Origin of the sequence: Paenibacillus tundrae (assembly GCF_030812775.1) — a bacterium.
GTDB lineage: Bacteria > Bacillota > Bacilli > Paenibacillales > Paenibacillaceae > Paenibacillus > Paenibacillus tundrae_A.
Genome location: NZ_JAUSTI010000001.1, coordinates 453,466 through 467,693 on the forward strand (window position 1 = coordinate 453,466; position 14,228 = coordinate 467,693).

16 protein-coding genes and 1 riboswitch are annotated in these 14,228 nt (G+C 44.9%); of the genes, 15 read left to right on the forward strand and 1 reads right to left on the reverse strand.

Translation table 11 applies throughout. The features are described from left to right. Positions 1 to 225: 225 nt before the first annotated feature. Together J2T19_RS02255 and J2T19_RS02260 are read left to right on the forward strand one after the other, a co-directional pair. Positions 226 to 657 carry a peptidylprolyl isomerase gene (locus J2T19_RS02255; RefSeq protein WP_056696621.1) on the forward strand — a complete coding sequence of 144 codons (432 nt, stop codon included), beginning with the start codon at positions 226 to 228 and terminating at the stop codon, positions 655 to 657. 204 nt (positions 658 to 861) lie between these two features. Next, a complete protein-coding gene (locus J2T19_RS02260) occupies positions 862 to 2,175 on the forward strand; it encodes a hypothetical protein (RefSeq protein ID WP_307212684.1) in 1,314 nt (437 codons plus the stop codon). Positions 2,176 to 2,340: 165 nt separating this feature from the next. After that, a riboswitch (FMN riboswitch) is annotated at positions 2,341 to 2,502 on the forward strand. 195 nt (positions 2,503 to 2,697) lie between these two features. Here J2T19_RS02260 and J2T19_RS02265 read toward each other — a convergent pair. Next, entirely contained in the window at positions 2,698 to 2,847 is a 150-nt protein-coding gene (locus J2T19_RS02265) for a hypothetical protein (protein WP_307212687.1), read from the reverse strand. 60 nt (positions 2,848 to 2,907) lie between these two features. Between J2T19_RS02265 and ribD the strand changes: the two genes are divergently transcribed. The 13 genes from ribD to J2T19_RS02330 all read left to right on the forward strand — a co-directional run bounded on the left by ribD (position 2,908) and on the right by J2T19_RS02330 (position 14,127). Then, the gene (gene ribD, locus J2T19_RS02270; RefSeq protein WP_164848736.1) at positions 2,908 to 4,011 is read left to right on the forward strand and encodes a bifunctional diaminohydroxyphosphoribosylaminopyrimidine deaminase/5-amino-6-(5-phosphoribosylamino)uracil reductase RibD; all 1,104 of its coding nucleotides are present in this window, start codon (positions 2,908 to 2,910) and stop codon (positions 4,009 to 4,011) included. A gap of 54 nt (positions 4,012 to 4,065) precedes the next feature. Further along, positions 4,066 to 4,734 (forward strand): riboflavin synthase, encoded by a 669-nt coding sequence (gene ribE / locus J2T19_RS02275; RefSeq protein WP_307212691.1) that lies wholly within the window; start codon positions 4,066 to 4,068, stop codon positions 4,732 to 4,734. A gap of 69 nt (positions 4,735 to 4,803) precedes the next feature. Beyond that, entirely contained in the window at positions 4,804 to 6,036 is a 1,233-nt protein-coding gene (locus tag J2T19_RS02280) for a bifunctional 3,4-dihydroxy-2-butanone-4-phosphate synthase/GTP cyclohydrolase II (RefSeq protein WP_307212693.1), read from the forward strand. Positions 6,037 to 6,136: 100 nt separating this feature from the next. Beyond that, positions 6,137 to 6,604, forward strand: coding sequence for a 6,7-dimethyl-8-ribityllumazine synthase (ribH, locus tag J2T19_RS02285; protein ID WP_056696627.1), 468 nt, complete (start codon positions 6,137 to 6,139; stop codon positions 6,602 to 6,604). A 102-nt stretch (positions 6,605 to 6,706) separates the two neighbouring features. Further along, positions 6,707 to 7,507 (forward strand): segregation and condensation protein A, encoded by an 801-nt coding sequence (locus tag J2T19_RS02290; protein WP_056696629.1) that lies wholly within the window; start codon positions 6,707 to 6,709, stop codon positions 7,505 to 7,507. Beyond that, a complete protein-coding gene (gene scpB, locus J2T19_RS02295; RefSeq protein ID WP_307212699.1) occupies positions 7,476 to 8,159 on the forward strand; it encodes an SMC-Scp complex subunit ScpB in 684 nt (227 codons plus the stop codon). Before J2T19_RS02290 ends, scpB begins: the two co-directional genes overlap by 32 nt. 208 nt (positions 8,160 to 8,367) lie before the next feature. Next, entirely contained in the window at positions 8,368 to 9,099 is a 732-nt protein-coding gene (locus J2T19_RS02300) for a DUF2953 domain-containing protein (protein WP_307212702.1), read from the forward strand. Between the two features lie 136 nt (positions 9,100 to 9,235). After that, on the forward strand, positions 9,236 to 9,718 hold the full coding sequence (gene ytfJ, locus J2T19_RS02305; protein WP_307212706.1) for a GerW family sporulation protein: 483 nt from the start codon (positions 9,236 to 9,238) through the stop codon (positions 9,716 to 9,718). A gap of 136 nt (positions 9,719 to 9,854) precedes the next feature. Next, positions 9,855 to 11,042, forward strand: coding sequence for a D-alanyl-D-alanine carboxypeptidase family protein (locus J2T19_RS02310; protein WP_307212708.1), 1,188 nt, complete (start codon positions 9,855 to 9,857; stop codon positions 11,040 to 11,042). Between the two features lie 15 nt (positions 11,043 to 11,057). Then, on the forward strand, positions 11,058 to 11,684 hold the full coding sequence (locus J2T19_RS02315; protein ID WP_307212712.1) for a nucleoside recognition domain-containing protein: 627 nt from the start codon (positions 11,058 to 11,060) through the stop codon (positions 11,682 to 11,684). A 6-nt stretch (positions 11,685 to 11,690) separates the two neighbouring features. Further along, positions 11,691 to 12,224, forward strand: coding sequence for a spore maturation protein (locus J2T19_RS02320; protein ID WP_056696642.1), 534 nt, complete (start codon positions 11,691 to 11,693; stop codon positions 12,222 to 12,224). 98 nt (positions 12,225 to 12,322) lie between these two features. Then, entirely contained in the window at positions 12,323 to 13,141 is an 819-nt protein-coding gene (locus J2T19_RS02325; RefSeq protein ID WP_307212716.1) for a S1 family peptidase, read from the forward strand. Positions 13,142 to 13,377: 236 nt separating this feature from the next. Continuing rightward, positions 13,378 to 14,127, forward strand: coding sequence for a pseudouridine synthase (locus J2T19_RS02330; protein WP_056696646.1), 750 nt, complete (start codon positions 13,378 to 13,380; stop codon positions 14,125 to 14,127). The last annotated feature ends 101 nt before the right edge of the window (positions 14,128 to 14,228 follow it).

Consider the following 14,228-nt stretch of genomic DNA (forward strand, 5'->3'; position numbering starts at 1 on the left):
GAGTGTTGCTCTTTTGTCTTCTTTCTTATGTTACAGCAGATCCGAGCAACTTGGAGACGAGACAGAAATCACCCTTTTTAGCCGTATTGTGCGAAAAAAATTGCTGATTATTTTGCGGTTGAACGCATTTCGGTGTACACTATGAAAAGTGCTATTAAGCTTGACCTAGGGTCATGCGCTTCTGGCACTACTAATGATGGTCAATACGAAAGGAGTCATTTACATATGGCGAAACAAGCGAAAATCAAAATGGCAAACGGCGGAGAAGTTCTGATCGACCTGTTCGATCAAGAAGCTCCAAACACAGTAGCAAATTTTGAGAAACTGGCAAACTCCGGCTTCTACAACGGTTTGACTTTCCACCGTGTTATCCCTGGCTTCGTAGCTCAAGGTGGATGCCCAACTGGAAACGGTACAGGCGGTCCTGGTTACACAATCAACTGTGAAATTAACCCAAACAAACATGAGCGTGGAACATTGGCTATGGCGCATGCTGGCCGTAACACAGGTGGAAGCCAGTTCTACATCTGCTATCAACCACAACCACATTTGGATGGACAACATACTGTATTTGGTAAAGTAACCAAAGGTATGGAGTTCGTTGACGCTTTCGAAGGAAGCGACAAAATGGAAACTGTTGAAGTTGTTGAAGCGTAAGTTTTACTAAATCACTTATGTTTTACAGGAAACCCTTAGTGCTTCTGTTGCAGATGCACTAAGGGTTTTTTTACATATTTGGCTTGTTTATGGGCATATCGATTCTGGTGAATCCTTCAAGCATGGGTTATTCTTGGTTCAGAGGATTTATGAAGTATAAAAATCATCCATCAAGATATGGTACCAAGAAGGGATGACGGAATTTTGGATATTGTAAACCAATTAAGATTATTGAAACAAATTTATAGCGAAAACATGGTCTGGGACGAAGGACTACAGGCTTCTAGGCATGTCATGCCAGAAAGCATACCCATTCAAGACCGGGAGGCACTAGAGGCGGCAGGCCGTCATCCCAATCAGTTTATTAAACCGCAACATGACGAAACGATTGCTGAGTTGAAAATGCTGGCGAAGCAGTGGACGTTGGATGAGGCAGTGCAAGCTTTTGTGGCTTCCTTGTGGTCGTCACCGATGATCTGGCGCTCATTGCTAACAGGTAAGCTTATTGCGAGTAACATGCCTAATCATGAACACAGGCCATATCCTTCATCGGAAATCTGTGAAATTTGTGGATTGAGTGTAAACCAGGCAGAGGATAAGACAATACAATGGTACTGGCGTATGACAGAAGGAACACCTTTGGACGGTGATCCTTTTGGGCATGTGTTAGCGCTGAGAGAACTTATAGATGTGAAGGACCTTCCTGTTCCAAACGAATATGATCGCTGGACGTTTCGTGCTGTGTTAACCGTACTTCGAACACTGCCTCCCAAAACCCGCTATAGTAAGGCAGCGGCTCTGCTTAAGAAAGAGGGTCTACTTCCAACTAAAACTGAATATGTCTACCGTAACCTGCTTGAGACTCTGGCCTTGATTGGTATCCTGGATACGCCTGAACATCCGGGTTTGATCACGGCGTTCACATCCTATAGGGAGCGTGACCAGCGCCCGAACGTTCGGGTTGAAGTGCAGGCTCCACTTGCGTGGTGGGATAGCTCTGTAGGTGTGAATGAAGAGAATCTGGCTAGACTATTTTATGATTTTGATCGAAGGAATGTATTGCTTGAGGAGAAACCTGCTCAAAGCCCATCTTTGGACGAAACGATGCTGGGTCAACTGGTGAAAAGAAAGATCGTCCGTAGTAAAGTTCCAAAGGCTTCTCCTGATGCTGGAACAGGATCGGTACAGCCCGGCGATGTTTATGCGGTTCGGGTTCGTGAAGGGGTATGGATCACAGTGTACTGTCATGAACTGAAGGACAATCGAGTGGTGGTGGAATATCTGGATGGTGTCTTTCCAGAGATGCCAGGGAAATCCGAGTTGATTATGACCGTTCGACCGAGACCACATGAACGCTGGCAGTGCTCCGCGCTCGCGATCGACTCCACAAGTTGGGTAAGAAGGGTAGCGAGAAATATGCCTCAGCCATTATCCATGCTGCCTGTACCTGATCGAATTCCGTTTCATCATGCCAAGGATTTGAAACATATGGCGGGTTGGTGCTTTCCTCATCTATAGATGATGTTGTGGCTGATTCGATCGAAACCTAGACAAAACCGTTTCTCATCCGGGAAAGGGTTTTTGGCGTCATCTTTCGCTTATTAAAAGTTAGTATGTGACAAAAAGGAACAAAAAACAATTGATTTTTTAACGTTAAAGTGCTAACATCCAATTAATAACGCAACAATCCTTCGGGGAGGGTGAGATTCCCTACCGGCGGTGATGCACATGTTCGTGAATTATTTATGTCTTGTGTGCAAAGTCCGTGACCTGTCTGCTGAGGCAGATGGCTGATCTGGTGCAATTCCAGAACCGACAGTATAGTCTGGATGGGAGAAGGAGAGAGTGTAGCTTCTGGCTGCATTCGCAGATGTGTTGGTGTACAGTGAGTTTTATGACTGTACATGGAGAAAACGGTTTTTTTCCATTGCCTCCATACATAGGTTATGTCTTATAAGCGCTATACCTAGAATGAATTTCATTAGGGTATGTGTTTGTTTTCACTTACCTGAATCGATCAAGGTAGTGATTCTGTGCGCTTTATGACCAGTGTACCAACGCTGTCTTGCGACGACGTAGTGTCTCTTCTCCCCATCGAACGGACTGTTCGACGGGGATTTTTGTTTTCTTAACGGAATCCTTAAACACATTCGATAGTGAATTGAAAACCATTTTACGATGAAGATGCACATCATTTTCTCCCTTAGGAGAAGATAATAACAAAATAGATTAGACCGTGGGGTGACGGACTTGGAAATGATCAATGATGAATTTTATATGGGACTCGCATTGGATATGGCAGAACGGGCACAAGGGCAGACTGGAATTAATCCCGTTGTAGGTTGTGTTGTGGTCAAGGAAGGCCGCGTAGTCGGGCTGGGATCACATCTAAAACGTGGTACAGGTCATGCCGAAGTGCACGCATTGAACATGGCAGGCAGCGATGCTGAGGGCAGTACGGTATATGTTACGTTGGAGCCTTGTAGTCACTATGGCAAAACACCTCCATGTAGCGAACGTCTAATCCATGAGAAGGTTAAGCGTGTAGTGGTGTGTTGTGAAGACCCTAACCCTCAAGTGTCGGGCAGAGGAATCAGCATGCTTCGCCAACAAGGAATAGAAGTTGAGGTTGGCATTTTACGTGAACGTGGAAGACGCCTGAACGAAAAGTTCATTAAATACATCACCACAGGTTTACCGTTTGTGACGCTCAAAACGGCCTCGACATTAGATGGCAAAATTGCTACCCGTAGTGGAGATAGTAAATGGATTTCCAATGAGCCCGCTCGGGAGATCGTGCATGCCCTTCGTCATCGTCACCAGGGGATTATGGTCGGCGTTGAGACTGTCATCGCGGACAATCCTGAATTGACGACTCGATTACAAGTGGAAGGCATTCACCCAGTTCGAATTGTAGTGGATTCCAAGCTGCGCCTACCTGTAGGCTCGAAAATGGTTAAGGATGGCATTGCACCCACCTGGGTACTTACAACGGATGAAGCAAGCCCTGAAGCGGCTGAACGCCTTGAGGCATATGGTGTAGAGGTTATCCGCTGTGGGCCAGGACCACGTGTCGATCTGCTTAATGCACTCAGTAAACTGGGTGAGCGTGAGATTGGATCTATTTTGCTTGAAGGTGGAGGCACGTTGAACGGAGCAATGCTGGAAGCTAGACTCGTGGATCGTATGCTTATGTTCATTGCTCCCAAAATTGTGGGAGGATATGATACGCCGGGAAGTTTCCGTTTCGAAGGTGTTGAGCGTATGAGCCAGGCCATACAATTGAATCAATTGGAAATCGAGCAAGTTGGAGATAATATTAGCATTGGCGGTATCCCGGTCTGGCCAGAATAAGGGAGATCTATGAAGTGTGAGTGCTAAAAAGATGTACAAGAAGGAGGCGGTAGCATGTTTACCGGTCTAGTGGAAGAAGTCGGTCACATTCGGCGCATCGGTCGAAAGGGCGAAGCATTGGTTCTGAACATCGGAGCTTCCGCCATCATGGATGATTTGAAAATTGGTGATAGCGTGGCCGTAAATGGAGTATGTTTAACGGCAACTACACTGGAAGGCGGAGGTTTTACCGCTGACGTTATGCCAGAAACGTATCGACATACGAACTTGAACCACCTGCAATCAGGAAGCAAAGTAAACTTAGAGCGTGCAATGCGATCTGGTGGCCGGTTTGGAGGACATATTGTACAGGGGCATGTGGATGGCACGGGAGTGATTGGCAGTATTACTCGTGACCAGAATGCGGTTGTTTTCGAAATTAAACCGGATGACCATGATCTTTTTAAATATTTGATTCCGAAAGGGTCTGTCACCCTAGACGGCATCAGTCTTACCGTTGTGAACACCGTTTCCGGATCATTCACGGTTTCCATTATTCCTCATACCATTGGAGAGACTGTGCTGAATTTTAAGAAAACTGGAGATACCATCAATATTGAATGTGACATTTTGGGTAAATACGTGGATCATTTACTTCATTACGGGAGCGGTCACGCCAGCACGAAAGAGACGAAGCCCAAGAGTATAAGCGAAGAGTTTCTGTCTAATCACGGCTTTGCGTAAAATATAGGTTTGAATACACTTTTTACACGAGAACGGAGAAAGACAGATAAAAGAATTGGAGTGAGACGTATGACAGAGCAATCCATTCTCGATCCAATCGAGGAAGCCATCTATGATCTGATGCGAGGAAAACCCGTGATCGTTGTGGATGATGAAGACCGGGAAAATGAAGGTGATTTTATTGCTTTGGCAGATAAGGCTACGCCTGAAGTCATTAATTTCATGATCACCGAGGGTAGAGGTCTAGTCTGCGTACCGATTACACAGCAACGTGCAGACGAACTCAATCTCAAACCGATGGTTCAACAGAACACGGACTTTCATGGAACAGCATTCACCGTGTCAGTAGATCACAAAGATACAACAACTGGCATTTCTGCGTTTGAACGCTCCATTACGGTGAAAGGTTTAATTGATCCTGATGCCAAAAGTTCGGATTTCCGCAAACCGGGTCATATGTTCCCGCTCATCGCCAAAGACGGCGGAGTGTTGCGTCGAGCAGGGCATACCGAAGCTGCAGTTGATCTGGCAATCATGTGTGGTTCATACCCTGCAGGTGTGATCTGTGAGGTTATCAAGGAAGATGGTACGATGGCGAGATTACCTGATCTACAGGAAATCGCACGTAAGCATGATCTGAAGTTGATTAGCATTCAGGACATGATTCGGTACCGTAATGAGAAGGAACAGCTAGTACAGCGCGAGGTAGCTGTGCGTATGCCTACGGATTTTGGTGAATTCCAGGCAGTTGCATATACCAATGCGGTAGATAACAAGGAGCATGTTGCACTGGTTAAGGGTGAGATTGACGGTTCTAAGCCTGTATTGGTACGCGTTCACTCGGAGTGTCTCACAGGGGATGTATTCCACTCTCATCGCTGTGACTGTGGGCCTCAATTCGATGCGGCACTCAGACAGATAGATGAAGAGGGCAATGGAATTCTGCTCTATATGAGACAGGAAGGTCGGGGCATCGGATTAATCAACAAGCTCAAAGCCTATAAGTTGCAGGAGGAAGGTCTAGACACCGTAGATGCCAACCTGAAGCTTGGATTCGCTGCGGATCTTCGTGATTATGGAATTGGAGCCCAGATCCTCAAAGACCTTGGTGTTCGCCAGATTCGTCTGTTAACCAATAATCCACGCAAGATCAAAGGGTTAGAAGGTTACGGCCTTGAGGTGGTTGAACGGGTACCGATTCAGATCCAAGAGAATGAGGATAATACCCTGTATCTGCATACCAAACAAGCGAAGCTGGGACACATGCTGAAGTTTGATGAAATCGAGCAAAACGAAAAATAATTGAGCATCGATTCATATATGTAATTTGTGGAAAAAGAAACGACAAGAACGACAAGATCATTTGATTATATCTCATACTAATTATAGGAGTTGACTAACAATGCCAAACTTTTTCGAAGGACATTTAGTGTCAGAAGGATTAAAATATGGAGTAGTCGTTGGACGTTTCAACGAATTTATTACGAGTAAATTGCTCAGCGGTGCACTGGATGCTTTCAAACGCCATGGCGTTCAGGACAATGAAGTCGATGTAGCGTGGGTTCCAGGAGCCTTCGAAATCCCGCTTATTGCGCAGAAAATGGCCGAGAGTGGCAAGTATGACGCCGTTATCACACTAGGAACAGTTATTCGTGGATCAACAACTCACTATGACTATGTATGTAATGAAATGGCAAAAGGCGTTGCGGCAATTAACCTCAAAACAGGCGTGCCAACGATCTTTGGTCTCGTGACTACAGAGAACATTGAGCAAGCGATTGAACGCGCAGGTACAAAGGCGGGCAACAAAGGTTGGGATGCAGCTACGGCCGCAATTGAAATGGCAAACTTGACGAAACAGCTAAAATAGTGCTTATTTAATGTAGTGCCCTGCTCTGCGCAGACGAAAACGGGAGACCGAATTCGGCGGCTTAGCAGGGTTTTGTATTTTTCTGGCGGGAGGATTCGTCTAGTGACGGTAGTTACATACAAACTGGAGACTTTTGAAGGGCCTTTGGATCTGCTGCTTCACTTGATCGACAAGGCAGAGATTCAAATCCAGGATATTCCCATCAGCGATATTACCGATCAATATATGGCTTATCTGCATTCGATGCAAGAATTGGAGCTCGATATTACAAGTGAATTTCTCGTGATGGCTGCAACACTTTTATCGATCAAAAGCAAACTATTACTGCCCAAACCACCGGTAATTGAGGATTTTGAGGATTATGATTATATCGAAGATGAAGATTATGATCCACGTGCTGAACTGATTGCACGTCTGATTGAATATCGCAAATACAAAGGGATTGCAAGGCATCTGCATGAGCGGGAGTGGGAGCGGAGCCTCATCTTTTCGAAAGAGCCTGAAGATCTTAGACCTTATATGCCTGTGGAGACACAATCGAATCCGGTGCAGGGTCTCCATACCTCGGATCTCATCGCTGCTTTTCAGAAGGCGCTACGTAAGGCTGAGAAACGAACGACCGTTGCTCGTATTCAACGAGATGAAATATCGGTTAAAGATCGTATTCGCGATGTCATTGGTGCACTGGAGCGTATAGGGCCAGGAGGTAAGTTGTTGTTTTCTAAGCTGTTAGATGAACAGATCTATCGGCATGAAATTGTCGTTACCTTTCTTGCGATTTTAGAGCTTATGAAGATGAAGCAGATCGTCTGTTATCAGGAACGGATGTTTGAGGATATTGTTATGGAGTGGAGAGGGGAAGCAAGGAATCATGGATTTTCCGAAATTGAAGTCGATTATTGAAGGCCTGCTGTTTTTGTCCGGAGAAGAAGGTCTGAGTATCAAACAAATTGCCGAAATCGTAGATCAACATCCGGAACGAGTGTCCGATGCGGTGGAGGAGATGGTTGCTGATTTTGCAAATCAGGGAAGAGGGGTTCAGATTCTCAAGCTGGCCGGCGTAGTGCAACTCGGAACATTGCCTGAACATGCCTCTTATTTTGAAAAACTTGCCTATTCTCCAGCGCGTACATCGTTATCCCAAGCTGCTCTGGAGACGCTTGCCATTGTGGCCTATCGCCAGCCGATTACTCGGGTGGAGATTGAAGAGATCCGCGGTGTGAAGTCTGAACGTGCGATTCATACGTTAGTGAACAAAGATCTAATTCATGAAGTGGGACGAGCAGAGGCTATCGGGCGCCCGATCCTGTATGGCACAACTAAGTCGTTCTTAGATTATTTCGGACTGGCTACAATTAAGGATCTTCCTGAGCCAGGGTTATTCGAAGATACGGAAAACCTAGAGGAAGAGACACAGCTCTTGTTCGATAAGTTAGATGTGCAACAGGTAAGCTTGGATGGAAGTGATCAGACGGATTCATTCGATGAGGTAATCGATGATCATGGATTAGACACTGTTGAGGATTTGGATGACGGAGATCACGAAAATAGGTAAATGATTAAAAAGTTATCATCGTGTTACACGCACATGTAGGCCGATCCCTTTTGTACATAAAGGTTTCGGTCTATTTGCGTTTGCATGATGTGGAAGGGTGATGACTGAATTATGTAAATTCAACGGTTTTTCAATGAGCTATGAATTTTTTCCAATATATAGTGTCATACTATTCAGGAAGAGAATTGTAGCCTTGGAGGTAAGGCCTGTGTGGATTTGGCTTGGGGGAATCGTGCTGTTTGCCATTCTTTTACTTGCCATTGTTCTCATCTCGAATATTCATATACACTTTACGTTCCGTAAACATAGAAGTGATGATTATGCTCTTATCAATATTCGTCTTCTCTACGGTCTGGTTCGCATCAAATATGAAATCCCGAGTATCGTCTTCAAAAATATGAAAGAAGGATTTCTTGTGAAGACGCAGCAACGAACGAACCATTCGCGGGGGGAAGCAGAGGGCAACGAGCGTGTGAACAAACGCAAAGTTAAAAAATGGGCAAAAGAAGTAAAAGTTATGCTTAGAGCGACAGATGCACTCAAAATTTGGGTCAAACAAACGCTCACCCGTGTACATATGACTGATTTATCCTGGTCTACCCGGATTGGAGTAGCGGATGCGGCCTATACCGCCATCGTTACAGGCTGGGTATGGACAATAAAGTCCATTATGATTGGATTTTTATCCTATCAGGTACAGTTTAAACGCACACCGTGTCTGGAAGTCATTCCAGTGTGGGGGGATGAGATGGAATTTCAGACTGAACTGGAGTTGCATATGCGCGTTCGATTTGGTACTTTCTTCACCGCAGGACTCCGTCTGATGACGCGTGTTCTCAAAGTAGAAGGGGGTTGGCGGATGTGGTTTCGACTTCTACAAGAGCAGCGGCGCAGACACAAGCAGAAGCTCAAGGAACAACATCAAAATTCTCACATTTAATTGTGAGCCTTGCCAAATGATGGTTTAAACTAATTTCAAGATGTATCAAGGTACGCACGGGTACATAACTCCCTTGAAATTGGGGATGATATGGTTTAGATCAAACCTAGTTAAAATGAAACTGGAGGGAACTTACATGTCAGATCATCCAATACAAGGCTTAATGGAAACTGCTATGGAGAATATCAAGGCCATGGTAGATGTCAATACAATCGTTGGCGATGCAGTTGAAACACCGGACGGTACGGTTATTTTGCCGATCAGTAAAGTGGGCTTTGGTTTTGCAGCGGGCGGTAGTGACTTTAATGTGAATGTCGAAAAGAAAGAAAGCGGTTCTGCGTCAACTGCGGAACATGCAAAATCAGCCAAGGTTGCTTCTCCATTCGGTGGAGGTAGCGGGGGTGGCGTGTCCATCCGTCCGATTGCCTTCCTCGTCGTAGGAAAACAAGGCGTTCATATCGTACCACTTGATAATTCAACACATCTATTTGAGAAATTAATCGATTCAATGCCATACGCTATGGATCGAATTCAGGAGATGTTCCGTCGTAATCCTGCAACAAGTAATGTCCAAGATCAAACTCAGCACCACAATCCAGATCCATCGACTTACAGCTAAAAAAATGGATGTAATGAATCCCTCCCGCAGCACATGCGGGAGGGATTTTTAGGTTGTTTTGTATCACTAGGACATACTTCGGGTTGTCCAGACATAAAGTAGTACAAGATTCCAAGTGACCCGGAGGAATGGTTGAATGAAAATGTTAACGAAAATGATTGCAAGTTTCCTGATTCCATTATTTTTGTTGTCTTCAGTTGGAATTGCCGGTGCATCTGGAACCATTCCAAGCCCCTCAACTCATGCTCAGAGCGCAGCTCTCATTGATGTCACGTCTGGGCGGATTTTGTACAGCAAGTCTGGAGATCAAGAATTGCGTATCGCCAGCTTGACCAAGATCATGACCGCGATTGTCGCCATTGAACATGGAAAACTACAAGATAAGGTGAAGGTGACAGCCTCTTCGTTTGCAAAGGAAGGATCGTCACTTTATCTCAAACTTGGCGAAGAGATGACGCTTGAGAACATGCTGTATGGACTTATGTTGCGTTCTGGTAATGATGCAGCTTCGGCTATTGCCGAGCATGTTGGTGGCTCAGAGGAAGGCTTTGTGCTTCTGATGAATAAGAAAGCAGAGGAGATCGGGTTAACCCGTTCTCACTTCATGAATCCTCATGGCTTGGATGCCGAGGGACATTATTCTACGGCGAATGATCTGGCACGTTTAACGGCGTATGCGCTACATAATCCCGTGTTCAAACGCATCGTGGCAACGGAGAACAAATCGGCACCGAATCCTAATGAAAGCTGGGAATACTCCTGGCACAACAAAAATAAAATGCTGCGATTGTATGAAGGAGCTGACGGGGTTAAGACCGGTTATACCAAAAAAGCCTTCAGGTGTCTGGTAAGCTCAGCGACGCGGGATGGGCAACAGCTAGCGGCTGTAACCCTGAATGATGGAGACGATTGGAACGATCATGCACGTATGCTGGACTTCGGATTCAAAAACTTTCCTTTAAGAGAAATCGCCGAAAAAGAACAGCCTGTGGCGAATACCACGGTCGTTACAGGACGAGGGTTTCAATATCCGCTGGCTGAAAGTGAGATCGACTCTATAAGTAAAAAGCTGATCTTAACGACCAATCGCAGTCAAAATGAATCGCAAACCGAAAGTAAAGCGAATGATCTTTCATTTGGTCTAGCTGGTCGTATTGAAATGCAACTGAATGGGAAATTCATAGGCTCTATTCCCGTGTACCACAAAGGAAGTTATATTCCTCCCCAACCTGAGATGCAAGAAGCTGCATTTGCTGGGATAGGGGAAATTACAACTTGGGCAGCCGCATGGCGTGCCGTGATAAGTCACTTGTTGTCCCCGTAAAGGAGGTTTTCCTGGTTGATCAATCTAATCTGGTTACTGATGATTGTGATTGGGTTTGTTTTTGCAGCAGTGAATGGAAAGATTGAAGTGGTCACGCAAGCGGCTTTTGATGGGGCGGCCACCGGGGTTACGGTTTGTTTAGGACTGATTAGTGTGCTTGTATTTTGGATGGGTATGATGAAAATAGGTGAAGATGCTGGACTGCTTAGCAAAATTGCTAAGCTTCTTGGTCCAGTCGTTGCCTTCTTGTTTCCGGACGTGCCTCGTAATCATCCAGCCATGGGTTATATCCTATCTAATATGAGCGCTAACCTTCTCGGTCTAGGGAATGCTGCTACACCAATGGGCATTAAGGCGATGCAACAGTTACAAGAACTTAACCCTGATAAACAAACGGCATCCCCAGCCATGTGTACACTACTCGCATTAAATACGGCAAGTATTACGCTAATTCCTACGACGCTAATTGCTATTCGGTTGAATTACCAATCTGCCAACGCAACAGAGATTGTGGGCACGACGCTAATCGCAACAATGATCGCAACACTGGCAGCGATTATGGCAGATCGTTGGTATAGAAATAGAACGCTGAATAAACCGCCACGTATCGTGAAAAGCGGCAATCCTGGCATGAAAGGATGAATAACCTTGCTAACCTTCGTCAACTGGATCTCTGCCTGGGCCATTCCGGTTATTATCGCGTTTGTTCCATTATATGCGTTTACCAAGAAGGTTCCAGTCTATGAATCCTTCGTTGATGGAGCAAAAGAGGGGTTTTCCACTGCGATTAGCATTATTCCTCATCTCGTGGGAATGATGGTTGCGATAAGTGTATTTCGTGCTTCGGGAGCCCTTGATTTTGTCATTAGTTGGTTTGCTCCACTTGTATCCTGGATGGGAATACCAGGAGAAGTCCTGCCACTGGGAATTCTTCGTCCGCTAACGGGGACAGGCTCTCTAGCTTTTACAACCGATCTGATTAAGACTTATGGGCCTGACTCCATGATTGGTCGTATGGCCTCTACAATTCAAGGCAGCACAGATACGACGCTCTATGTACTGACCGTATATTTTGGGGCGGTAGGCATTCGAAACGGTCGTTATGCACTCAAAGTAGGTCTGTTTTCAGATGTTGTGGGCTTCATTGCGGCACTTGTCATCTGTTTAATCGTTTTTGGATAAATCTATTTCAATATATTCTATAATTATAGTTAACCAAGTTGCTTTCTCCTTCCGATATACAAGATATGCTAGAATGGATAGCGGGAGGAGAGTTGCACATGCATAAGAGATGGAAACGAGTGCTTCAGTTTGGGTTGTCAGGCATGATGGCGATAGGTCTGCTAACTGGCCCTACTGGAATGGTGGACGCGCAAGCGGTCAACACGATACATTTTACCGGATATTTTGATAAACAATTACGAGACAAATTTGCGGTTACCGCGGATTCTTTTCCAGTCGTTAACGTTCGTTTAGTCAAGCAGGATGAACCGGACGTGGTTTATTATGATGTCGGAACTTCCATTTTAATATCCAAGGACGAAGTGCTTACGAATTATCATGTCGTTCAGGAGTATGCGGAGCTAGCGAATGGTGATGAGGGAACGTTAACTGTTGCCAGTCCAGGCGAGCTGAAGCGTCCGATCAAAGCCAAGATTATAAAGACTGATCCGGTAACGGATATGGCTCTACTGAAGCTGGATGAAGAAATAAATGCACAGCCTGTAACGTTTGCAAACGCAAGGGATAATCAACTTGTTTACACAATTGGTTTTCCGAAAAATCCAGATGGGGATTTAGTTATTCTCGATGATGAATTCCCTGCAACATACAATACGATTGCTAAAAGCCGGGTTTCCAGCCCTAATGCAACCGATGTTCCAGGTCGAAAAGGCATAGGCAGTATTGTAAAATCCATGGCACAAGGTAACTCTGGTGGCCCTGTGTTGGATCAAAACAATCAAGTCATTGGCATGATGACCTTTGTCTATGGTTCAAGAACGTACTTCATTACATCACAAACCCTGCAAGACTTTATTAAAGAAAACGCAAAACCTACGAGAAAGCAAGTGGTTGTTGCAGGTAAGGTCTCGAATTAATTGAATTAGACTTATGAAGCTCTTAAAAAGTAGATCGAACAAAAAAATATAGCTTTAATGCTACTCATCCTTCTTGTTCTGGTAACAGAGATAAGAAGGGTGAGTTTTTTGGCGTTAAAAGTTATACGATTCGTACTCGAAATGGTCATTTAGAGCCTCTGTTTACATTTTCCTTGGATTATCCTTGTGATTTCCCTCCTTGATGGGTATCATTAGTGTGAGGTGACATGACAAACATGGAAAGATTACAAAAAATTATTGCTCAAGCTGGTATCGCATCCCGTCGCAAAAGCGAGGAACTGATCCAGTCCGGCAAAGTAGAAGTCAATGGGGAAGTCGTGACCGAACTCGGCACGAAAGCAAACCCTGAAGAGGATATCATTACGGTAAACGGGAAGCCAATCCGCAGTGAGAAAAAAGTGTACTTGCTCATGAACAAACCAAAAGGTGTAATTACAAGTGCATCCGATCCAGAAGGACGGAAAATTGTTTCCGATTACCTTAAAGGGGTCAAAGAGCGTGTATATCCAGTAGGAAGACTGGACTATGATACGGAAGGTTTATTGATTCTTACGAATGACGGCGAATTTGCACATTTGCTGACACATCCAAAGCACCATGTACCCAAAACGTATTTGGCAACCGTCAAAGGCGTTCCGCATGGATCGGCTCTGGAAAAATTAAAGACAGGGATTATGCTTGATGATGGTATGACCGCTCCGGCTGAGGTTGAATACAAGGATGTGGATACCGCAAACAATGAGGCCGTAATCTCAATTACTATTTATGAAGGTCGTAACCGCCAGGTTCGACGGATGTTTGAAGCGATTAACCATCCGGTGACACGCTTAAAACGTATTGCTTTCGGTGGGATTTTGCTGCAAAACCTGAAACGGGGACTGACTCGTAATCTATCCAAAGAAGAAGTCAATAACCTAATTCAACTCGCAAAATCAGAACCAGCCAAAAAAATGAAGAAAAGGTAATGTAAGGACACATAATTTTCATAAAACTGCCGCAATTTTGTGACGGAATTCGCTATAATTGTTCATAGGATGTTCACAGATATCTGGGACAGTTACGTATT